Genomic DNA, 21,336 nt, shown 5'->3' on the forward strand with positions numbered 1-21,336 from the left:
GGAAACCTTCCACGTGTCGAACCTGCCGCTCCTGAGCCTGCTGATCTGGCTGCCGATCCTCGGCGGCGCGCTGACCCTGCTGCTGGGCAACGGCCGGCCGCAGGCCGCGCGCTGGTGCGGGCTGGCGTTCGCGCTGGCGGCGCTGGCGCTGACCGTGCCGCTGCTGGCCGGCTTCGACCATGCCGATGCCGGGATGCAGTTCGTCGAGCAGCGCCACTGGATCCGGGCGTACGACATCCGCTACGCGGTCGGCGCGGACGGCATCTCGGTGGCGCTGATCGCGTTGACCACGCTGACCACCGTGCTCGTGCTCGTCGGGGCCTGGGGTTCGATCGACAAGCGCGTGGCCCAGTACGGCGCGGCGATGCTCGTGCTCGAAGGCCTGATGATCGGCGTGTTCTCGGCGCTCGACGCGATGCTGTTCTACGTCTTCTTCGAGGGCATGCTCATCCCGATGTTCATCATCATCGGCGTGTGGGGCGGCCCGCGCCGGGTGTACGCATCGCTCAAGTTCTTCCTGTACACGTTCCTGGGCTCGGTCTTCATGCTGGTCGGCCTGGTGTACCTGTACCTGAAGGGCGGCAGCTGGCAGCTGGCCGACCTCGCGCAGCTGCCGCTGACGATGGCCGAGCAGTCATGGCTGTTCTTCGCGTTCCTGGCCGCGTTCGCGGTCAAGGTGCCGATGTTCCCGGTGCACACCTGGTTGCCGGACGCGCACGTCGAGGCGCCGACCGGCGGCTCGGTGGTGCTGGCGGCCATCATGCTGAAGATCGGCGGGTACGGCTTCCTGCGCTTCACGCTGCCGGTCGTGCCCGACGCCGGGCAGGAGTTCGCGTGGGTGGTGATCGCGCTGAGCCTGATCGCGGTGGTCTACATCGGCCTGGTCGCGCTGGTGCAGGACGACATGAAGAAGCTGATCGCCTATTCGTCGATCTCGCACATGGGCTTCGTCACCCTGGGCACGTTCATCGCCTTCGCGCTGGTGCGCGAGAGCGGCAACACCGACGCCGCGCGCCTCGGCCTGCAGGGCGCGATGGTGCAGATGGTGTCGCACGGCTTCATCTCCGGCGCGATGTTCTCGTGCGTCGGCGTGCTCTACGACCGCATGCACAGCCGCATGATCCGCGACTACGGCGGCGTGGCGAACGTCATGCCGTGGTTCGCCGCCTTCATGGTGCTGTTCGCGATGGCGAACTCGGGCCTGCCGGGCACCTCCGGCTTCGTCGGCGAGTTCATGGTCATCCTGGCCAGCTTCCAGTACCACCCGCTCGTGGCCTTCGCGGCGGCGACCACGCTGGTGCTCGGCGCGGCGTACACCCTGTGGCTGGTCAAGCGCGTGGTCTTCGGCGAGGTGGCCAACGCCAACGTCGCCGCGCTGCGCGACATCGACCGCCGCGAGTGGATCGTCCTGGGCACGTTCGCCATCGGCGTGCTGGCGATCGGCGTCTACCCGAAGCCGCTGACCGACCTGATGGAGCCCGCGATCGCGCAGCTGGCCGGCCAGCTGGCCACCAGCAAGCTGTAAGGACGCCCCGATGACGCCCATGACCCCGCCCGTGCGCTCCCTCGCCGACATCGCGCCGCTCGCGCCCGAGCTGCTGCTGGTCGGCGTGGCGTTCGCGCTGCTGATGCTCGACCTGTTCCTCGACGACCGCCGTCGCGTGGTCACCCACGGGCTGGCCGTCGCCGGCCTGCTGGCGACCGCCGCGCTGGTGCTGGCCGGCGTGGGGGGGCAGGGCACCGTGCTGGAGGGCATGTTCGTGCGCGACACGATGGCCGACGTGCTGAAGGTCGGGATCCTCGGCGTCAGCGCGCTCTCGCTCGCCTACCTGTGGCCGTTCCTGCGCGAGCGTGGCCTGTACCGCGGCGAGGTCCCGGTGCTCGTGCTGTTCTCGACGGTCGGCATGATGCTGATGGTGTCGGCGGGCAGCCTGCCGATGGTCTACGTCGGCCTCGAGCTGCTGGCGCTGTGCCAGTACGCGCTGGTCGCCACCGACCGCGACAGCCCGCTGGCATCGGAATCCGCGATCAAGTACTTCGTGCTCGGCTCGCTCGCCTCGGGCCTGCTGCTCTACGGCCTGTCGCTGGTGTACGGCGCCACCGGCAGCCTGGACCTGGGCGCGATCAATGCCGCGGCGGGGACGATCGCCGGCGCCGAGCGCACCCTGTTGCTGACCGGAATGGTGTTCGTCGTCGCCGGCATCGCGTTCAAGTTCGGCGCCGCGCCCTTCCACATGTGGCTGCCGGACGTCTACCACGGCGCGCCGACGCCGATCACGCTGTTCATCGGCTCGGCGCCGAAGATCGCCGCGTTCGGCATGACCTGGCGCCTGCTCGAGGCCGGCATCGGCCCGATGGACGAGCAGTGGCGGCTGCTGCTTGCCGGCCTTGCGGTCGCGTCGCTGGCGATCGGCAACCTGGTCGCGCTGGTGCAGGCCAATCTCAAGCGCATGCTGGCGTACTCGACCATCTCGCACGTCGGCTTCCTGTTCCTCGGCTTCGCCGGCGGCGGCCCGGAGGGCTACGCGGCGGCGATGTTCTACGCGCTGTCGTACGCGGTGATGACCGCGGCGGCGTTCGGCGCGATCGTGCTGCTGTCGCGGCGCGGCTTCGAGGCCGACCGCATCGACGACTACCGTGGCCTGAACGCGCGCGACCCGTGGACCGCCGGCCTGGTGCTGTGCGTCATGGCCTCGCTTGCCGGCGTGCCGCCGTTCCTGGGCTTCTGGGCCAAGCTCGCGGTCCTGCGCGCGGCCGTGCAGGGCGACATGCTCTGGCTGGCCCTGGTCGGCGTGGTGTTCGCCGTGGTGGGCGCGTTCTACTACCTGCGCGTGATCAAGGCCATGTACTTCGACGAGCCGGTCGAGCCGGCGATGTCGGCGCGCGAGGACCGCCCGCTGCGCGTCGTGTTTGGCGTCAACGCGCTGTCGCTGCTCGCGCTGGGCCTGGCCTGGAGCCCGATCATGGCGTGGTGCCAGCGCGCCTTCGCCTGAGCGGAACCAGAACCGTTCGCCGGAACGGGGTTCCGGGCTTGCATAAATGCGGCCCGGTCGCCATAATCGCCGGCCTGATGCGGGGTGGAGCAGTCTGGCAGCTCGTCGGGCTCATAACCCGAAGGTCGCAGGTTCAAATCCTGCCCCCGCTACCAGCTTTTCGCTGACATCGATCGATCCTCCGGGGCGTTCGCAGCAGCGGCAAGTCGGGCTTGGTGGATGCACTCCTGCTCGTGCGTCCACACCGAAATCCAGCGGTATCGGACAAGGGCCCGTCGGGCCCTTTTTCGTTTCCGGTTTCCGGCACCTGCCGGGAACCGCAGGGCAGGGAATGCAGCCCCACGGCGCGGACGCACCCGCACCGGCCGTGGATCCGAACCGCACGACGACACGGAGGTGGCGCATGGCCGACAAGGCGAGCGAGATCACGACGCTGCTGGCGCCGACCGTGTCGGCGCTCGGGCTGGAGCTGCTCGGCATCGAGTACCTGCCGTCGCCGGGGGGCGCGGTGCTGCGCCTGTACATCGACGTGCCCGCCGACGCGGCGGAGGCGCCCGCGGCCACCGGCGAGACGGCCACCGACGGGGAGGCCCCCGCGGCGCGCGGCGTCACCGTCGACGACTGCGAGGCGGTCAGCCGCGAGGTGTCGGCGCAACTGGACGTCGCCGATCCGATCAGCGGCAACTACACCCTCGAGGTGTCGTCGCCGGGCCTGGAGCGCCCGCTGTTCTCCCTGGCGCACTTCGAGCGCTTCGCCGGCGAGTCCGCGAAGGTCGGCCTGAAGCTGCCGCAGGACGGACGCCGCAAGCTGACCGGCCGCATCCTGCGCGTGGAGGGCGGCACGGTGGTGTTCGCCATCGACGGCGCCGCGGACGCCGAGTTCCCGGTGGCGTTCGACAACATCGACCGCGCGCGGCTGGTGCCCGACTGGGCCGCGCTGGGGCTGGCCCCTGCCCGGGACCGGTCCGGCCGCGATGCGCGGCCCGGCAAGGGCGGGAAGCACTGATCCGCAACGACGAATCGCGCGGCGCCGGCGTCTGGCCGGCACCGCCTGGACAACCAAAGAACCGGCGGCCCCCGGGGTCGCCAATGCGTGGAGCAAGCAAGCCATGAGCAAGGACCTGTTGCTGGTCGTGGACGCGGTGGCCGCCGAGAAGGGCGTGCCCGAGGCGGTGATCTTCGAGGCCATCGAGGCCGCGCTGGCGTCGGCCGCGAAGAAGCGCTATCCCGAGCAGGACGTGCTGGTGCGGGTGCAGATCGACCCGAAGGACGGCAGCTACGAGACCTTCCGCCGCTGGGAGGTCGTGGCCGACGACGTGGTCATGGAGTCCCCCGACCGGCAGATCCGACTGATGGACGCCGTCGACGAGAGCGAGGGCGCCGAGGTCGGCGACTTCATCGAGGAGCAGATCGAGAACCCGGACTTCGGCCGCATCGCCGCGCAGGCCGCCAAGCAGGTCATCGTGCAGAAGGTGCGCGAGGCCGAGCGCGCCCAGGTGGTCGACGCCTGGAAGGACCGCGTCGGCGAGCTGGTGACCGGCGTGGTCAAGCGCGTGGAGCGCGGCAACATCTACATCGACCTGGGCGGCAATGCCGAGGGCTTCATCCCCAAGGACAAGGGCATCCCGCGCGACGTCCTGCGCACCGGCGACCGCGTGCGCGGCTACCTCTACGACGTGCGTTCCGAGCCGCGTGGCCCGCAGCTGTTCGTCAGCCGCGCCGCGCCGGAATTCATGATGGAGCTGTTCAAGCTCGAGGTGCCCGAGGTCGGGCAGGGCCTGGTGTCGATCATGGCCTGCGCGCGCGACCCGGGCGACCGCGCCAAGATCGCGGTGCTCGCGCACGACAACCGCACCGATCCGATCGGCGCGTGCATCGGCATGCGCGGCTCGCGCGTGCAGGCGGTGAGCAACGAGCTCAACGGCGAGCGCGTGGACATCGTGCTGTGGTCGGACAACCCGGCGCAGTTCGTGATCAGCGCCATGGCGCCGGCCGAGGTCCAGTCGATCATCGTCGACGAGGAGCGCCACTCCATGGACCTGGCGGTGGCCGAGGACAAGCTGGCCCAGGCGATCGGCAAGGGCGGGCAGAACGTGCGCCTGGCCAGCCGCATGACCGGCTGGCAGCTCAACGTCATGACCGCCGACCAGGTGCAGGCCAAGAGCGAGGCCGAGCAGGCCGCCGCGCGCGAGCTGTTCCAGGACAAGCTGGAGGTCGACGAGGAGATCGCCGGCATCCTGGTGGCCGAGGGCTTCAGCACCGTCGAGGAGATCGCCTACGTGCCGGTCGGCGAGCTGCTGGCGGTCGAGGGCTTCGACGAGGACATCGTCGAGGAACTGCGCGCCCGCGCCCGCGACGCGCTGCTGACCGAGGCGCTGGCCGCCGAGGAGCAGCTCGACGAGCACCAGCCCGCGCAGGACCTGCTCGAACTGCCGGGCATGGACGAGGCGACCGCCTACGTCCTGGCCTCGCGCGGCGTGCGCACCCGCGAGGAGCTGGCCGAGCAGGCGGTCGACGAGATCGTCGACATCGAGGACATGGACGCCGAGCGCGCGGCCGCGCTGATCATGGAGGCGCGCCGGCACTGGTTCGAATGACCGGGCCGCGACGCGCTAGAATCGCGGACCCCAACCGCAGGCCGGGCCTTCCCATGAACGCCTGAACACCCCCCGAGCGCACGCGAGCGCCCGGTTCAGTGAACCGAGACAACGGATCCCGAATGTCGCAGCAAACCACCATTCGCAAGCTGGCCGAACTGGTCAACACCCCGGTCGAGAAACTGATCGAGCAGCTGGCCGAGGCCGGCATGTCGTTCGACGGCCCCGACCAGGTCGTGACCAGCACCGAGAAAGTGAAGCTGCTCGGCTTCCTGCGCCGCACCCACGGGAAGGGCGACAAGCCCGACGCGGTCTCGGCGCCGAAGAAGATCACGCTCAGCCGCCGCAAGGTCCAGGAGCTGAGCGTCGGCGGCGGGCGCGGCTCGAGCCGCAGCACGGTCGCGGTCGAGGTGCGGCAGAAGCGCACCTACGTCAAGCCGTCGGAAGGCGAGGTGGAGGCGTCCGCGGCCGCCGCGGCCGCCGTGGCATCGGGCGATCCCGAGCGCGACGAGATCCTGCGCAAGCTGGAGGAGTCCCGCCAGCGCAACATCGAGGAGCAGCAGGCGCTGGCCGAGGCCGACCGCCTGCGTGCCGAGGAGGAGGCCGCCGCCAAGCGCCGCGCGGCCGAGGAGGAGGCCGCGCGACTGCGCGCCGAGGTCGAGGCCGCGGCCGCCGCCGAGCGCGAGGAGAAGGCCGCGCGTCCGGGCCACGGCCATGGCCATGGCCACGGGCACCACAAGCCCGCGCCGCGCCCCGACGACCGCGCCGCCCACAAGCCCGGCCACAAGCCCAACCGCGGCTCGCACGCGATGGTCGCCAGCGTCGAGGACGACGAGAACACCGCGCGCTTCGCGGGCCAGCTCCACCTGTCCGCGTCCGAGCGCGCCCGGCGGTCCAGCGCCCGCGGCCGCGCCAAGCCGCGCCGCCACACCGAACAGGCCCGCTCGGGCACCGGCTTCACCCGCCCGACCGCCCCGGTCGTGCGCGAGGTCGCCATCGGCGAGGCGATCACCGTCGGCGACCTGGCGCAGAAGCTCGCGCTCAAGGGCGGCGACGTGGTCAAGGCGCTGATGAAGATGGGCGTCATGGCGACGATCACCCAGAGCATCGACCACGACACCGCCGCGCTCGTCACCGAGGAACTGGGCCACAGCGCCGTGCGCGCGGCCGAGGACGATGCCGAGACGGAACTGCTGGCGCACGCCGAGCAGCCTCAGGGCGACGCCACCCAGCGTCCGCCGGTGGTGACCATCATGGGCCACGTCGACCACGGCAAGACCTCGCTGCTGGACTACATCCGCCGCACCAAGGTCGCCTCGGGCGAGGCGGGCGGCATCACCCAGCACATCGGCGCGTACCACGTCGAGACCGCCAACGGCGTCATCAGCTTCCTGGACACGCCGGGCCACGCCGCGTTCACCTCGATGCGCGCGCGCGGCGCCAAGCTCACCGACATCGTGGTGATCGTGGTCGCGGCCGACGACGGCGTGATGCCGCAGACGATCGAGGCCATCCAGCACGCGAAGGCGGCCGGCGTGCCGCTGATCGTGGCGATCAACAAGATCGACAAGTCCGACGCGGATCCCTCGCGCGTCAAGAACGACCTGCTCGGCCAGGACGTGGTCGCCGAGGAGTTCGGCGGCGACGTGCAGATGGTCGAGCTGTCGGCGCACACCGGCCAGGGCGTGGATTCCCTGCTGGACGCCATCAGCCTGCAGGCCGAGGTGCTCGAACTGACGGCGGTGCCGGAAGGCCGCGCCTCGGGCGTGGTCGTGGAGTCGGCGCTGGACAAGGGCCGCGGCCCGGTGGCGACCGTCCTGGTGCAGCAGGGCCGGCTCAAGCGCGGCGACTACCTGGTCTGCGGCGTGCAGTACGGCCGCGTGCGCGCGATGTTCGACGAGACCGGCGCGCAGGTCGGCGAGGCCGGTCCTTCGATCCCGGTGCAGGTGCTGGGCCTGTCGGGCGTGCCCGACGCCGGCGACGACTTCGTCGTGGTCGAGGACGAGCGCCTGGCCAAGGACGTGGCCGAGCAGCGCGACGCAAAGCGCCGCGAGCTCCGGCTCGTCGCCCAGGCGGGCAACCGCATGGAGGACGTCATGGCCCAGATGGGCCAGGGCGAGGCCCAGGCGGTGCTCAACCTGGTGGTCAAGGCGGACGTGCACGGCTCGATGCAGGCGCTGCGCGAGGCGCTGACCGGCCTGTCGAACGAGCAGATCCGGATCAACGTGATCGGCTCCGGCGTGGGCGGCATCACGGAGTCCGACGCGCAGCTGGCCTCGACCTCGAAGGCGACGATCATCGGCTTCAACGTCCGCGCCGATGCCTCGGCGCGCAAGGTGATCGAGACCAACGGCGTCGACCTGCGCTACTTCTCGATCATCTACGACGTGATCGACCAGGTGAAGCAGATCGCCTCCGGCGTGCTCGGCACGGAGATCCGCGAGGAGATCATCGGCACCGCGGAGGTGCTCAAGGTCTTCCGCCACTCCAAGTTCGGCTCGATCGCCGGCTCGGTGGTCGTGGAGGGCACGTTCAAGCGCGGCAAGCCGGTCCGGGTGCTCCGCGACGACACGGTCATCTTCACCGGCGAACTCGACTCGCTGCGCCGCTTCCAGGACAACGTGGACGAGGTGAAGCAGGGCACCGAGTGCGGCATCGGCGTCAAGGGCTACGACCAGGTCAAGGCCGGCGACAGGATCGAATGCTTCGAGCGCCACGAGGTCCAGCGCACGCTCTGACGGAGGCGCCCCCATGCCCGCCAAGTCGTTCAAGCGCACCGACCGCGTCTCCGCCCAGCTCCGCAGGGAGCTGGGCACCCTCGTGCACGACGCGGTCCGCGAACTGGGGCTGCCGTCGGCCAGCGTCTCGGACGTGGAGGTCACGCGCGACATGGCGCACGCCAAGGTGTTCGTGACCGCGCTCCAGGCGGAGCGCTCGGCCGAGGTCGTGAAGGGCCTGAAGGGCGCGGCGCGCGAGATCCGCTACCAGCTGGCCCAGGTGCTGCGCATGCGCCACGTGCCGGAACTGCACTTCCACTACGACGATTCGGTGGACCGCGGCGAGCGCATCGACCAGCTGCTGCGCGACCTGCCGGACTCCGACCGCCAGCAGGATTGACCGGCGTCCGGAAGGCATGCCCGATACGCATGCGCCTGTAGGAGCGGGGCTCGCGCCGCGACGGGCTTTCCCCGCGAACCCGAGGAAGCGCCCCAGTGCATGATCCGCTCCATCGCGCCCCAAGGTGCGCTCCTACAATGACGCGATGAACCTGCGTTCCAAGCGCACCCCCTGGCGTCCGCTCGACGGCATCGTCCTGCTCGACAAGCCGTCGGGCCTGAGTTCGAACGACGCCCTGCAGCGTGCGCGCCGCCTGCTGCGCGCGGCGAAGGGCGGGCACACCGGGGCGCTCGACCCGCTCGCCACGGGGCTGCTGCCGCTGTGCTTCGGCGAGGCGACCAAGCTCGCCGGCCTGCTGCTCGGCGCGCGCAAGGCCTACGAGGCCGAAGCGCGGCTGGGCGCCACCACCGACACCGACGACGCCGACGGCACGATCCTGCGCGAACGCGCGGTGCCCCCGCTCGAGGCCGACGCCGTGCGCGCCGCGCTGGGTCCGCTCACCGGGCGGATCCGCCAGCGGGCGCCGGTCTACTCGGCGCTCAAGCAGGGCGGGGAGCCGTTGTACGCGAAGGCACGCCGCGGCGAGGCCATCGACGCGCCGGTCCGCGAGGTCGACGTGGAGGCGCTGGAGCTGCTCGCACTGGATGGCGACCGCCTGCGCCTGCGGATCGAGTGCGGCTCGGGGACCTATGTCCGCAGCCTGGTCCGCGACCTCGGCGAGGCGCTCGGCTGCGGCGCCCACGTGACCGCGCTCCGCCGGCTGTGGGTCGAGCCGTTCATGGTGCCGGACATGGTCACGCTCGACGCCCTCGAGTCGCTCGCCGGACAGGGCGACGAGGCCTTCGCGTCCGTGTTGCAGCCCGTCGAGGCCGGCCTGGCGGGCTTCCCGCCGGTCCATGTCGACGCCGAGGCCGCCCGCAGGCTGGCGCAGGGCCAGGCACTGCGCGAGGAGGCATTGGCCGGCCGGGGCGAGACCGTCGCGCTGTTCGACGGCACGGGGCGCGCGCTGGGCGTCGGCCGCAGGGATCCCGACGGCTTGCGTCCGCAACGCCTGTTCAGCTGGGCCGCCGCGCTCGGCCAGCCGGGCACCGCCTGACCCGTTCGAGGGAGGCTAACGCCTTGTTCCGCAAGGCCCGCGCCCGCTATACTCCGCGGGCTTCGTTCGCGAAGCACCCAACCTTTCCGCAACAGGCGAGCCGGGCGGTTCCCGGCGGCGCATCGGCGCCGTCCGTGGCAGCGACTGCCGGCCCCGCGTCACGAGGCCAACGATGTCCATCGACACCCAGAAGATCATTTCCGAACACAAGCGCGGCGACAACGACACCGGTTCCCCCGAAGTGCAGGTCGCCCTGCTGACGGCGCGGATCGAGCACCTCACCGAGCACTTCAAGACCCACAAGAAGGACCACCACAGCCGGCGCGGCCTGCTGATGCTGGTGAACCAGCGTCGCAGCCTGCTCGATTACCTGCACCGCAAGGACGCCGAGCGCTACAAGGCCCTGATCCAGAAGCTGGGGCTGCGCCGGTAAGACGGCGACCGACCGCGGCGCAGCGATGCGCCGCGGTTTTTCATTTCCGGGCCGCGATCCCGCGGCCACCCGTCCATGGCAGGGGCCGTGGCCGGTTCATCGCAAGAATCCAGGGATTCCAAACGTGTCCAAAGTTTCCAAGAGCTTCCAGTACGGCCAGCACCAGGTCACCCTCGAGACCGGCGAGATCGCCCGCCAGGCCGGCGGCGCCGTCATGGTCACCGTCGACGGCACCATGGTGCTGTGCACCGCGGTCGCGGCGAAGTCCGCGCGCGAAGGGCAGGACTTCTTCCCGCTGACGGTCGACTACCAGGAGAAGTTCTACGCGGGCGGCCGCATCCCCGGCGGCTTCTTCAAGCGCGAGGGCCGCGCCACCGAGAAGGAGACGCTGACCTCGCGCCTGATCGACCGCCCGATCCGCCCGCTGTTCCCGGACGAGTTCCGCAACGAGGTGCAGATCATCTGCACCGTGATGTCGATGAACCCCGAGGTCGACGGCGACATCCCGGCCCTGCTCGGCGCCTCCGCCGCGCTGGCCCTGACCGGCGCTCCCTTCCAGGGCCCGATCGGCGCCGCGAAGGTCGGCTACCGCGACGGCCAGTACATCCTCAACCCGACCAAGGCCGACCTGGTCGACTCGAAGCTGGAGCTCGTCGTCGCTGGCACCGCCGACGCCGTGCTGATGGTGGAGTCCGAGGCGGACGAGCTGTCCGAGGACGTGATGCTCGGCGCCGTGATGTTCGGCCACCGCGAGATGCAGGTCGCCATCAAGGCGATCAACGAGCTGGTCGCCGAGGCCGGCAAGCCGAAGTGGGACTGGCAGCCGGCGCCGCGCAGCGAGGGCCTGGTCGACACGCTGCGCCACGCGATCGGCGACCGCCTCGCCGAGGCGTTCCAGATCCGCGACAAGCAGGCGCGCCGCACCAGCCTGTCCGCCGCCCGCAAGGCGGTGCTCGAGGCGATCGCCCCGCACAGCGAGGAGAAGGGCTGGAGCACGGCCGAGCTGTCGAAGGAGTTCGGCGAGTTCGAGTACCGCACCATGCGCGACTCGGTGCTCAAGACCAAGGTCCGCATCGACGGCCGCGCGCTGGACACGGTCCGGCCGATTTCCTCGAAGGTCGGCGTGCTTCCGCGCGTGCACGGCTCGGCGCTGTTCACCCGCGGCGAGACGCAGGCGATCGTCGCGGTCACGCTCGGCACCGCGCGTGACGGCCAGATCATCGACGCCGTCGGTGGCGAGTACAAGGAACACTTCCTGTTCCACTACAACTTCCCGCCGTACTCGGTGGGCGAGGCGGGCCGCATGATGGGTCCGAAGCGCCGCGAGATCGGCCACGGCCGCCTCGCCAAGCGCGGCGTGCTCGCCGTGATGCCGACGATGGAGTCGTTCCCCTACACGATCCGCGTCGTCTCGGAGATCACCGAGTCGAACGGTTCCTCCTCGATGGCCTCGGTCTGCGGCAGCTCGCTGGCCCTGATGGACGCGGGCGTGCCGATCAAGGCGCCGGTCGCCGGCATCGCGATGGGCCTGGTGAAGGAGGGCGACGACTTCGTCGTGCTGTCCGACATCCTCGGCGACGAGGACCATCTCGGCGACATGGACTTCAAGGTCGCCGGCACCAGCGAGGGCATCTCGGCCCTGCAGATGGACATCAAGATCCAGGGCATCACCGAGGAGATCATGAAGGTCGCGCTCGCGCAGGCGAAGCAGGGCCGCCTGCACATCCTGGGAGAGATGGCCAACGCGATCACCGCGCCGCGCGGCGAGCTGTCCGAGTTCGCGCCGCGCCTGCTGACCATCAAGATCCACCCGGACAAGATCCGCGAGGTGATCGGCAAGGGCGGCAGCACGATCCAGGCGATCACCAAGGAGACGGGCACCCAGATCGACATCCAGGACGACGGCACCATCGTCATCGCGTCGGTCAACGCCGCCGCGGCCAACGCCGCCAAGGACCGCATCGAGCAGATCACGTCCGACGTCGAGCCGGGCCGGATCTACGAGGGCAAGGTCGCCAAGATCATGGACTTCGGCGCGTTCGTGACGATCCTGCCGGGCAAGGACGGCCTGGTGCACGTCTCGCAGATCTCCGAGGAGCGCGTGGAGAAGGTCTCCGACAAGCTCAAGGAAGGCGACGTGGTCAAGGTCAAGGTGCTGGAGGTCGACAAGCAGGGCCGCATCCGCCTGTCGATGAAGGCCGTGGCCGAAGGGGAGGGCGTGCCGGCCGCCTGAGCCGCGCCCCCGCGCCGTGTTGCAGGGAAACGGGCCTTCGGGCCCGTTTTCCGTTCCAGGGTCCGGATCCGGCTGGAGCGCGCCGGTGCGCCGACCCGTGACTTGCGGCAGCCCCCCGGCCGGCGCGTGCGTGGCACGATCCGCCGGGTCGGGCCGCGTCGCGGCCGCAGCGGAAGGGGAAGACGATGCGGATCTCGGGACGGGCTTCGGGCCGGCGGTGGGCGGTGGGCGTGCTGGCGGGCGCCCTGGCGATGGCCACGGGCGCGCAGGCGGAGACGCTGCGCTACGTGGCGCTGGTGGACGGCGGCAAGCAGGCCGGGCAGCAGGTCGTCACCACGGACGACGATGGCCGCACGCGCGTGGAGTTCATCTTCAAGGACAACGGCCGCGGGCCGGAACTGGTGGAGACCTACACGCTGGCCGAAGACGGCACCTACCGCGAGTACGCGGTGACCGGCACCTCGACCTTCGGCGCGAAGGTCGACGAGCGCTTCAGCCGCGAGGGCGACCGCGTCGAGTGGAAGTCGACCTCCGACGCCGGCGACATGGCGGTGACCGGCCAGGCGCTCTATGCACCGCTCGGCGGCACGCCGGCGGGCCTCTCGGTCGCGGTCCGGGCACTGGCCAACGACGACGACGGCCGCCTGCCCATGATCCCCAGCGGGAGCCTCAGCGTGGAGCGCGTCGCGCAGGCGGAGGTCGCGCGCGATGGCGAGACCCGCACGGTCGACCTGGTGGCGCTGACCGGTCTGGGGCTGGTGCCGACCTTCGCCTGGGCGACGACCGGCCAGGACGCGCGCCTGTTCGCCTTCATCTACCCCGGCTACCTACAGCTCATCGAGGCCGGCTGGGAGGCCAACGCCGACGCCCTCGAGGAACGGCAGAAGGCCGCCGAGGGCGAGGCGCTGCGCGCGTTGCAGGCGCGCCTGGCGCATCCGGTCGACGGCGACCTGCTGATCCGCAACGCGCGCGTGTTCGACAGCGAGCGCGGCACCCTCGGCCCGGCGACCGACGTGCTCGTGCGCGACGGGCGCATCGCCGAGGTCGCGACCGACCGCGACTGGTCGAGCGCGGACCACGGCGCCACCGCGATGCGCCACATGGCGCCGAACGTCGTCGATGCCGGCGGCCGCGTGCTGCTGCCCGGCCTGTTCGACAGCCATGCGCACGTGGGGCGCTGGGAGGGCGGGCTCAACCTCGCCGCCGGCGTGACCACCGTGCGCGACATGGGCAACGACAACGAGACCCTGCAGCAGTTGATGGTGCAGGAGCGCGAGGGCACCTTCCTGTCGCCGCGGATCGTGGCGGCGGGCTTCCTCGAGGGCGAAAGCCCGTTCTCCGCGCGCAACGGATTCGTCGTCTCGGACCTCGATGGCGCGAAGAAGGCCGTGGACTGGTACGCCGACCACGGTTACCCGCAGATCAAGATCTACAACTCCTTCCCGCGCGGGATCCTCGCCGACACGGTCGACTACGCGCACGACAAGGGCCTGCGGGTCAGCGGCCACGTGCCGGCCTTCATGCGCGCGCAGGAGGTGGTGGACGCCGGCTTCGACGAACTGCAGCACATCAACCAGCTGCTGCTGAACTTCTTCGTCAAGCCGGACACCGACACCCGCACGCTCAAGCGCTTCTACCTGGTCGCCGACGAGACCGCGGGGCTGGACTTCGACTCGAAGGAAGTGCGTGACTTCATCGCCGCGCTGGCGGCCAAGGGCGTCGTGGTCGACCCCACGCTGGCGACCTTCGAGTTCCTGCACCAGCGCGACGGCGAGTTGTCGCCGATCGTGGCGGACATCGCCGACCACCTGCCGCCGTCGGTGCAGCGCGGCCGGCGCGCGGCCGAGATGGACATTCCGGACGACGCGACCGCGGCGCTGTACGACCGGTCGTTCGAGAAGCTGGTCGAGTTCGTCGGCCTGATGCACGAGGCCGGCGTGCCGGTGGTCGCGGGCACGGACGAGATCGCCGGGTTCACCCTGCAGCGCGAGCTCGAGCTGTACGTGCAGGCCGGCATGACGCCGGGCGAGGCACTGCGCACGGCGACCTGGAACGGCGCCAAGTACGCGGGCGTGCTGGACGACCGGGGCGCGGTCACCGTGGGCCGGCGCGCGGACCTGGTGCTGGTCGACGGCGACCCGACCACGGACATCGCCGACATCCGCAGGGTCGCGATGGTGCTCAAGGGCGACACCGTGTACTACCCGTCGGAACTGCACGAGGCGCTCGGGGTGAAGCCCTTCGCCCCCGCGGTCCGGGTCGTGTCGAACCCCCTGGTCGAGCCGGCCGGCGCCGACGCGCGCTAGCCGGTCCCGTCGCCGCCGCCTTCGCCGAACAGCCCCGGCTGGGCGGCGAGGGCATCGCGGTCGGCGAAGCCCGACAGGCCGACCCCGACCAGCCTGAACCGCGTGCGCGAGGGCAGGTCGACGCGCGCGGTCAGCGCGCAGGCGATGTCCGCGAGCACGGCTTCCGATTCCGGGCGCTCGGCGGGCGTCAGGCTGCGCGTCAGCACCTGGAAGTCCGCGGTCTTGAGCTTGAGCACCACCGTGCGCGCGACCCGGTCCGGATCGCGCGCGAGTTCGCGCTGGTAGCCCGACCAGGCACGCGCCGCCTGCCGGCGGATGTGCGGTTCGAGCTCGGCCAGCGGCAGGTCCCGTTCGAACGTGTCCTCCGACGACACCTGCATGGTCGGCCGCTCGATCACGACCGGGTGGTCGTCGATGCCCAGCGACAGCTCGTGCAGCCGGCGCCCCCAGCGGCCGAATCGGCGTTCCAGGGCGTCGCCGCCGTGCGTGCGCAGGCCGCCGACGGTGGCGATGCCCAGTTCCGCGAGCTTCTGCTGCATGACCCGGCCGACGCCGGGCAACCGCCCGACGGGAAGCGGGCCCAGGAACGCGTCGACCTGGGCCGGCTTCAGCACGAACAGCCCGTCGGGCTTGTTCCAGTCGCTGGCGATCTTGGCCAGGAACTTGTTCGGCGCCACCCCGGCCGAGGCGGTGAGCGCGGTTTCACCGCGGATCTCCTCGCGGATCGCGCGCGCGGCCTCGGTCGCGGAGGGCAGTCCGGTCTTCTCGACCGTCACGTCGAGGTAGGCTTCGTCGAGCGACAGCGGTTCCACCAGGTCGGTGTGGCGCAGGAAGATCTCGCGCACCTGCCGCGAGACGGCCTTGTAGCGCGGGAAGTCCGGCGGCACGAACACCGCCTGCGGGCACAGCCGCTCGGCGCGCACCGCCGGCATCGCCGAGCGCACGCCGAACTTCCGTGCCTCGTAGCTGGCCGCGCACACGACCGAGCGCGCGCCGCGCCAGGCCACGACCACCGGCCGGCCGCGCAGCGACGGGTCGTCGCGCTGCTCGACCGACGCGTAGAACGCGTCCATGTCGACGTGGATGATCTTGCGCGGGGCCTCGCTCACCGGGGCATTGTCCTACGCCCCGGCGGGGCGGCTCCCTATCCGATTCCCGGCCCGTCCCGGGGGGCGTATGCTTCGGCCCGTTCACAACCCCTGGGGAGGGCGCCATGAACGCACCGCTCGAGTCACCGCGCACCGTGCCGGCCTGGTTCTGGATGGTCGCCGCCGTCGCACTGCTGTGGAACCTGTTCGGCGTGGCGATGTTCGCCATGCAGATGTCGATGGGGCCCGACGACCTGTCCGCGCTGGAGGAGGGGCAGCGCGCCATGTTCGAGTCGACGCCGGGCTGGGTCTGGGCGGCCTACGGGGTCGCCGTGGTCGCGGGGACGCTGGCGTCGATCGCCCTGCTGTTGCGCCGGCGGTTCGCGGTGACGCTGTTCTGGATATCGCTGGTCGCGGTGGTCGTCCAGTTCGCGTGGATGGCATTCCTGAGCGGTGCCACGCAGGCGATGGGCGTCGCGGCGCTCGGCCTGCCGGTGTTCGTGGTTGTCGTCGCGGCCCTGCTGGCCTGGTTTTCGGGGCGCGCCGCGGCCCGCGGCTGGCTGCGCTGACGCCAGGCGCCGGGGGTGGGTGCGGAACCCGGGTTCCGCGTCCCACCCGCCATGCAGGCCGCCGAGATGCACGCGGGAATCGCCCGCGAGGGTCGCTGCTTGCACGTTTCACGCCGGCTTTGGCACGCTGCCCTGCCGCATCCGCCGGAACCGCCATGCCCCGCCGCCACTTCTCGATGCTGCGCGAGTTCCACCTCGCGGACTGGTTCACGCTGGCGAACGCGTTCTGCGGGACCGGTGCGGTGTTCGCCGCGATGCGGTTCCTGCAGGAGGGCGGCGTGCGCGACCTGCTGGTCGGCATGGCGCTGATCCCGCTGGCGTTCGTGTTCGACGCGCTGGACGGGCGGGTGGCGCGCTGGCGGAAATCGGCGTCGACCCTCGGCCGGGAACTGGACTCGCTGGCGGACGTGATCTCGTTCGGCCTGGCGCCGGCGGCGCTCGGATACGCCTGCGGCCTGCAGGGCGGCTGGGACTGGGTGGTGCTGAGCTATTTCGTCGGCTGCGGCGTGAGCCGGCTGGCGCGCTACAACGTCACGGCGGAGCTGCTGGCCGGCGACGAGGGCAAGGTGAAGCACTTCGAGGGCACGCCGATCCCGACCAGCGTGGTGATCGTCGGCCTGCTCGCGTGGGCGGCGGCGACCGGCGCGATCGGCCCCGACCTGTGGGGTGGCGTGTGGCACCTCGGCCCGTGGCAGCTGCACCCGCTGGTGCTGGTCTACGCCCTGTCAGGCTCGCTGATGATCAGCAAGACGCTGCGCATCCCCAAGCCCTGAGGGCCCGTGCAGCTTCGCCGCCCCACCCATCGCGCGCGTAGGCGCGCTCCTACGAGGGAACCATTCATCCTTGCCGTAGGAGCGGGCCTGCGCCCGCGAAGGGCGCGCCCCGTGACACATGGGCACCCGGGGCGTTCGCGCGCGTAGGCACGCTCCTACAGGTTCCGGCCATGCGCCCCCATGTATGCACGACCTGCAATGCGGCGGTTGCTAGCATGCGCGCTCCGGCGCAAGGAACGGTCCGATGGGCAACGAACAGGGCACCCCCGATTTCGAGGCGCTGGCGCGCCAGTACTGGACGGCATGGGGCGACCTGCTGCGCGAAGGCGGCGGCCGACCGGGCGTGGCCGCGGGCTTCGGCACGGGCTCGCCCTGGGACGCCGGCCTGCGCGCGTGGCAGGAGGGCCTGGCCGAGTGGAGCCGCCTGGCGCATGGCGCGCGGGGCGGCGCGGACGCCGCGCTCGGCGAATCCTTCGCGCACGCGCATGCCTGGTACGCGCGCATGCAGCAGGTCGCCGCACAGATGGCCGGCGCACCGCAGGCCGACCCGGCGGGCATCGCCGAAGCCTGGCGCCAGGCGCTCGGCGCGACCGGCGAGAACCCGTTCCCGGAGATGTTCCGCCAGTTGCGCGGGCAGGGCCGCGACGGCGCGTCCCAGTGGATCGAGGACGCGACCCCGTGGCTGGAAGCGGTGCGCCGCGAGGCCGCGTCGTGGATGGGCATGCCGCCGGTCGGCTTCGCGCGCGAGCACCAGGGTCGCTGGCAGGCGCTCGCCCGCGCGCACGTCGACTACCAGCAGGCACAGGGCGCGTGGAACGGCCTGATGGCGCGCACGGGCGAGGATGCGCTGGAAGCGTTCGAGCGGGCGCTCTCCGACCGCGCCGCCAGGGGCGCGTTGCCGACCACCGCGCGCGGCCTGTTCGACGCGTGGATCGATGCCGCGGAGGCCGCTTGGGCCGAGCGCGCGTTGTCGCCCGAGTTCCGGGAGGTCCACGGCGCGCTGGTCGCCGCACAGATGAAGCTGCGCGCGGGCGTGCAGCGAGAAGTGGAGGAGATGGCCGCGCACTGGGGCATGCCGACGCGCACCGAGGTCGACGCGACGCACCGCAAGGTCGCGCAGCTCGAGCGCGAGGTCCGGCGGCTGAAGGACGCACTGGCCGGGCGTGGCGAACCGGCCGCCGCGAGGCCCGCGGCCCGGAAGGCCGGTGCGACGCCGGCGAAGCCCCCCGGGGGCAAGGCGTCCGCAGCGCCTGGAAAGGCCAGGCCGGCCGCCGCGAAGGCGAAGAAGGCGTCGATGCCCGCGGGCGGAACGTCCGGCAAGACCACCATGCCCGCCAAGCCGCGCAAGGGCTGACCATGGCCACCACGAACGCCTCCGCCTTCGATCCGCAGGCCGTCGCCGACGAGGCCGCCACGTTCCAGCGCCGCCTCGCGGCCGGACTGGAAACGCTCCGCCAGGTCGACGACGTCGATTACGGCGCCACGCCGCGCGAGGAAGTCTGGCGCGACGGCAAGGTCGTGCTCTACCGCTTCGTCGGCGAGAAGGCGCCGACCGCGAAGGTGCCGCTGCTGATCAGCTACGCGCTTGTGAACCGGCCGTACATGGTCGACCTCCAGTCCGACCGTTCGATCGTGCGCGGGCTGCTGGAGCGCGGCGAGGACGTGTACGTGATCGACTGGGGCTACCCCGACCGGTCCGACCGCTACCTCACGCTCGAGGACTACATCGAGCGCTTCCTCGGCGGCGCCGTCGACCACCTGTGTCGCTCGCACGGGCTGCACGCGATCAACCTGCTCGGCATCTGCCAGGGCGGCACGTTCGCGCTCAGCTACGCGGCCCTGCATCCCGGCAGGGTGCGCAACCTGGTCACGATGGTCACGCCGGTGGATTTCCACACCGACGACAACATGCTCGCCAACTGGGCGCGCGGCCTGGACGTGGACCTGATGGTCGACACGCTCGGCAACGTGCCGGCGGACCTGATGAACTTCTCCTACCTGATGCTCAAGCCGTGGCGGCTGTTCGTGCAGAAGTACGTCGGCATGGTCGACGTGCTGGAGGACAAGGCAGCGCTGGAGGACTTCCTGCGCATGGAAAAGTGGATCTTCGATTCGCCCGACCAGGCCGGCGAGGCCTTCCGCCAGTTCATCCGCGACTTCTACCAGCGCAACGGCTTCGTCGAGGGCGGCATCCGCATCGGCGAACGCGAGGTGCACCTGGGCCTGGTGGAAATGCCGGTGCTCAACATCTTCGCCGAGCAGGACCACCTCGTTCCGCCGTCGGCGTCCCGCCCGCTGAAGGACCTGGTGGGCACGGACGACTACACCGAGCTCTCGTTCCGTGGCGGCCACATCGGCATCTACGTGTCCGGCCGCGCGCAGCGCGAGGTGCCGCAGGCGATCCACGACTGGCTGGCCGGGCGCTAGGCGCCCGGTCCCGACGCTCAGCCGGCGATGGCCCGGACTGCGCCGACCGCCGCCTCCACCTGCTCCGGTGAGTTCACCAGGCTGGGCGCCAGGCGCGCGTAGCTGGTCCGGTAGGGACTCGTGCTGGCGATGATGCGGCGCGCGAGCAGGCCTTCCACGACCTGGTCCGGCGTCCGGCCGTCGACCTCGAAGCAGACGAGTCCCGCCGACAGGTCCGGGGACATCGGCGTGTGCAGCCTGACCCCGGGGATGGCGGCGAGGCCCGCCTTGCACTGGTCGTTGAGCTCGCGGATCCGGGCCGCCACGCGCGCGCGGCCCATCGCCTGGTGCATCCGGAACGCGACCGCCGTCGCCCACTGGTGTTCGAAGTCGACGAAGCCGCCGGGGCTCATGCGGCGCGCGTTGTTCAGCGTTTCCGGTTCCGGGAGGCCATCCTCCCAGGCCATCCGGGCGTCGGAATCGCTGAAGCTCGGGATCGAGGGTGAGAGCCGGGCCCAGTTGTCGGCGGACGCCCACACCAGGCCGGTGCCCCGCGGCGCGAACATCCACTTGTGCGTGCCTGCGCAGAAGTAATCGCAGCCCATGCCGGCCACGGTTTCGTCGACCGCGCCGAGCCCGTGCACGCCGTCGACCACAAGCAGGGGCGGCTCCGGGACGTCGCGCAGCGCGCGTGCCATCTCGCGGATCGGCAACCGCATCCCCGTGCTCGAGTGGACCCAGGTCAGGCCGACGACCCGGGTGCGTGGACCGATCCCGGCGCGCAGGGCACCGACGATCGAATCGATGCTCGCCTGCGCGGGGTCCGCGAACAGCGCGATCTTCCGCATGGTCGCGCCGGTGCGGCGGGTCGCCAGGCGGATGGATTCGTGGTGGACGAAGTGGTCGTGCGTCGTGCACAGGACCTCGTCGCCGGGCGCCAGCGGCAGGCCCTGGTAGACCAGCGCGAGTCCGGTCGTCGTGTTGGGTGTCAGCGCGATGTCGTCCGCCTCGCCACCGAGGTACGCCGCGATGGCCTCCCGGACCCGGGGCGGCCCGTCGCCGGGGTCGCCACTGCTCACGACCTGGAACGGGTTGGCGTCGATCGCGCGGCGGTATTCGTCGATCGCGTCCTGCACCGGCTTCGGATGGCTGACCACGAAGAAGCTCGCGAAGTGCGCGTACGCCGGATCCAGCGGGAACATCGCCCGGACCTTGTCCCAACCCGACAGGTCCGGCAGCGGCGGGCCGTCCCCGGCGCAGGACGAAAGCAGGACCGGAACGGCCAGCGCGGCCGCGGCGACGGCGGCCGGCGCGAGCAGGAATTCGCGACGGGTGACACCCATGGCGACGACCCCGGGCACGGGAACACGCTGGAAGCAACGCGATTTCCCCGGGCGCACGGACAGCGCCTGGCCCGCGACGGCTGGACCCGCCGTGGTCGGGAGGCGGCGGTAGACTGCGCCCAGTCGACACTGGAGCCCGAGATGACCGAACGTCCGTTCACCCGCTCCCGGAGCGATCGCGTGCTCGCGGGCGTCATGGGCGGCATCGCCCGGCGCTTCGGCTGGAACTCGACCCTGTTGCGCGTGCTGTTCGTGCTGGTGTCGATCGCTTCGGCCGCGTTCCCCGGGATCATCGTGTACCTGGTCCTGTGGCTGGTGATGCCGGAGGAGGGCACCGCCTGAACCGGGCGCCCGCCGCGACGGCGGGCCGCTGGCGGCGCCG

The 21,336-nt window shown here is 71.3% G+C and carries 17 protein-coding genes and 1 tRNA gene; 16 read left to right on the top strand and 2 right to left on the bottom strand.

The window, feature by feature from the left end; genetic code table 11:
* Window positions 1-13: 13 nt before the first annotated feature.
* The 11 genes from ACYU7H_RS07745 to ACYU7H_RS07795 all read left to right on the top strand — a co-directional run bounded on the left by ACYU7H_RS07745 (window position 14) and on the right by ACYU7H_RS07795 (window position 14,775).
* Entirely contained in the window at window positions 14-1,525 is a 1,512-nt protein-coding gene (locus tag ACYU7H_RS07745) for an NADH-quinone oxidoreductase subunit M (protein WP_460814000.1), read from the top strand.
* A 10-nt stretch (window positions 1,526-1,535) separates the two neighbouring features.
* Complete coding sequence (nuoN, locus tag ACYU7H_RS07750; protein WP_460813643.1) at window positions 1,536-2,993, top strand: NADH-quinone oxidoreductase subunit NuoN; 1,458 nt, start codon at window positions 1,536-1,538, stop codon at window positions 2,991-2,993.
* Window positions 2,994-3,071: 78 nt separating this feature from the next.
* Window positions 3,072-3,148: transfer RNA gene (locus ACYU7H_RS07755), tRNA-Met, on the top strand.
* A 248-nt stretch (window positions 3,149-3,396) separates the two neighbouring features.
* Window positions 3,397-3,999 carry a ribosome maturation factor RimP gene (locus tag ACYU7H_RS07760; RefSeq protein WP_460813645.1) on the top strand — a complete coding sequence of 201 codons (603 nt, stop codon included), beginning with the start codon at window positions 3,397-3,399 and terminating at the stop codon, window positions 3,997-3,999.
* Window positions 4,000-4,102: 103 nt separating this feature from the next.
* A complete protein-coding gene (gene nusA, locus ACYU7H_RS07765) occupies window positions 4,103-5,590 on the top strand; it encodes a transcription termination factor NusA (RefSeq protein WP_460813646.1) in 1,488 nt (495 codons plus the stop codon).
* Window positions 5,591-5,712: 122 nt separating this feature from the next.
* Complete coding sequence (gene infB / locus ACYU7H_RS07770) at window positions 5,713-8,328, top strand: translation initiation factor IF-2 (protein ID WP_460813647.1); 2,616 nt, start codon at window positions 5,713-5,715, stop codon at window positions 8,326-8,328.
* A 13-nt stretch (window positions 8,329-8,341) separates the two neighbouring features.
* Complete coding sequence (rbfA, locus tag ACYU7H_RS07775; protein WP_460813649.1) at window positions 8,342-8,707, top strand: 30S ribosome-binding factor RbfA; 366 nt, start codon at window positions 8,342-8,344, stop codon at window positions 8,705-8,707.
* Window positions 8,708-8,852: 145 nt separating this feature from the next.
* Window positions 8,853-9,803: a tRNA pseudouridine(55) synthase TruB gene (gene truB / locus ACYU7H_RS07780; RefSeq protein WP_460813650.1), complete on the top strand. Its 951-nt coding sequence runs from the start codon at window positions 8,853-8,855 to the stop codon at window positions 9,801-9,803.
* A 172-nt stretch (window positions 9,804-9,975) separates the two neighbouring features.
* Window positions 9,976-10,236 carry a 30S ribosomal protein S15 gene (gene rpsO / locus ACYU7H_RS07785; RefSeq protein WP_460813651.1) on the top strand — a complete coding sequence of 87 codons (261 nt, stop codon included), beginning with the start codon at window positions 9,976-9,978 and terminating at the stop codon, window positions 10,234-10,236.
* A gap of 124 nt (window positions 10,237-10,360) precedes the next feature.
* The gene (gene pnp, locus ACYU7H_RS07790) at window positions 10,361-12,469 is read left to right on the top strand and encodes a polyribonucleotide nucleotidyltransferase (protein WP_460813653.1); all 2,109 of its coding nucleotides are present in this window, start codon (window positions 10,361-10,363) and stop codon (window positions 12,467-12,469) included.
* Between the two features lie 185 nt (window positions 12,470-12,654).
* Entirely contained in the window at window positions 12,655-14,775 is a 2,121-nt protein-coding gene (locus tag ACYU7H_RS07795; RefSeq protein ID WP_460813654.1) for an amidohydrolase family protein, read from the top strand.
* On the opposite strand, the gene dinB is transcribed toward ACYU7H_RS07795, so the two are convergent.
* The gene (gene dinB, locus ACYU7H_RS07800) at window positions 14,772-15,884 is read right to left on the bottom strand and encodes a DNA polymerase IV (RefSeq protein WP_460813656.1); all 1,113 of its coding nucleotides are present in this window, start codon (window positions 15,882-15,884) and stop codon (window positions 14,772-14,774) included. The genes ACYU7H_RS07795 and dinB overlap by 4 nt on opposite strands.
* A gap of 104 nt (window positions 15,885-15,988) precedes the next feature.
* Here dinB and ACYU7H_RS07805 point away from each other — a divergent pair, with 104 nt between their 5' ends.
* The 4 genes from ACYU7H_RS07805 to ACYU7H_RS07820 all read left to right on the top strand — a co-directional run bounded on the left by ACYU7H_RS07805 (window position 15,989) and on the right by ACYU7H_RS07820 (window position 19,632).
* Window positions 15,989-16,432: a hypothetical protein gene (locus ACYU7H_RS07805; protein ID WP_460813657.1), complete on the top strand. Its 444-nt coding sequence runs from the start codon at window positions 15,989-15,991 to the stop codon at window positions 16,430-16,432.
* A gap of 155 nt (window positions 16,433-16,587) precedes the next feature.
* Window positions 16,588-17,205 carry a CDP-alcohol phosphatidyltransferase family protein gene (locus ACYU7H_RS07810; protein ID WP_460813658.1) on the top strand — a complete coding sequence of 206 codons (618 nt, stop codon included), beginning with the start codon at window positions 16,588-16,590 and terminating at the stop codon, window positions 17,203-17,205.
* A 244-nt stretch (window positions 17,206-17,449) separates the two neighbouring features.
* Window positions 17,450-18,559 carry a class III poly(R)-hydroxyalkanoic acid synthase subunit PhaE gene (gene phaE / locus ACYU7H_RS07815; protein ID WP_460813660.1) on the top strand — a complete coding sequence of 370 codons (1,110 nt, stop codon included), beginning with the start codon at window positions 17,450-17,452 and terminating at the stop codon, window positions 18,557-18,559.
* A 2-nt stretch (window positions 18,560-18,561) separates the two neighbouring features.
* A complete protein-coding gene (locus ACYU7H_RS07820) occupies window positions 18,562-19,632 on the top strand; it encodes a class III poly(R)-hydroxyalkanoic acid synthase subunit PhaC (protein ID WP_460813662.1) in 1,071 nt (356 codons plus the stop codon).
* A gap of 17 nt (window positions 19,633-19,649) precedes the next feature.
* Here ACYU7H_RS07820 and ACYU7H_RS07825 read toward each other — a convergent pair whose 3' ends face one another.
* The gene (locus tag ACYU7H_RS07825) at window positions 19,650-20,954 is read right to left on the bottom strand and encodes an aminotransferase class V-fold PLP-dependent enzyme (protein WP_460813663.1); all 1,305 of its coding nucleotides are present in this window, start codon (window positions 20,952-20,954) and stop codon (window positions 19,650-19,652) included.
* 141 nt (window positions 20,955-21,095) lie between these two features.
* Between ACYU7H_RS07825 and ACYU7H_RS07830 the strand changes: the two genes are divergently transcribed.
* Window positions 21,096-21,296 (top strand): PspC domain-containing protein, encoded by a 201-nt coding sequence (locus ACYU7H_RS07830; protein ID WP_460813665.1) that lies wholly within the window; start codon window positions 21,096-21,098, stop codon window positions 21,294-21,296.
* Window positions 21,297-21,336 lie beyond the last annotated feature (40 nt).

The sequence above is a fragment of the Luteimonas pelagia genome (assembly GCF_054776035.1).

Bases quoted from the DNA above. Each gene is read 5' to 3' on its own strand.
- rbfA (WP_460813649.1), top strand. From the start codon at position 8,342: ATGCCCGCCAAGTCGTTCAAGCGCACCGACCGCGTCTCCGCCCAGCTC.
- infB (WP_460813647.1), top strand. From the start codon at position 5,713: ATGTCGCAGCAAACCACCATTCGCAAGCTGGCCGAACTGGTCAACACC.
- ACYU7H_RS07805 (WP_460813657.1), top strand. From the start codon at position 15,989: ATGAACGCACCGCTCGAGTCACCGCGCACCGTGCCGGCCTGGTTCTGG.
- rpsO (WP_460813651.1), top strand. From the start codon at position 9,976: ATGTCCATCGACACCCAGAAGATCATTTCCGAACACAAGCGCGGCGAC.
- ACYU7H_RS07795 (WP_460813654.1), top strand. From the start codon at position 12,655: ATGCGGATCTCGGGACGGGCTTCGGGCCGGCGGTGGGCGGTGGGCGTG.
- ACYU7H_RS07760 (WP_460813645.1), top strand. From the start codon at position 3,397: ATGGCCGACAAGGCGAGCGAGATCACGACGCTGCTGGCGCCGACCGTG.
- ACYU7H_RS07825 (WP_460813663.1), bottom strand. From the start codon at position 20,954: ATGGGTGTCACCCGTCGCGAATTCCTGCTCGCGCCGGCCGCCGTCGCC.
- phaE (WP_460813660.1), top strand. From the start codon at position 17,450: ATGGGCAACGAACAGGGCACCCCCGATTTCGAGGCGCTGGCGCGCCAG.
- nusA (WP_460813646.1), top strand. From the start codon at position 4,103: ATGAGCAAGGACCTGTTGCTGGTCGTGGACGCGGTGGCCGCCGAGAAG.
- ACYU7H_RS07810 (WP_460813658.1), top strand. From the start codon at position 16,588: ATGCCCCGCCGCCACTTCTCGATGCTGCGCGAGTTCCACCTCGCGGAC.
- nuoN (WP_460813643.1), top strand. From the start codon at position 1,536: ATGACGCCCATGACCCCGCCCGTGCGCTCCCTCGCCGACATCGCGCCG.
- ACYU7H_RS07820 (WP_460813662.1), top strand. From the start codon at position 18,562: ATGGCCACCACGAACGCCTCCGCCTTCGATCCGCAGGCCGTCGCCGAC.
- truB (WP_460813650.1), top strand. From the start codon at position 8,853: ATGAACCTGCGTTCCAAGCGCACCCCCTGGCGTCCGCTCGACGGCATC.
- ACYU7H_RS07830 (WP_460813665.1), top strand. From the start codon at position 21,096: ATGACCGAACGTCCGTTCACCCGCTCCCGGAGCGATCGCGTGCTCGCG.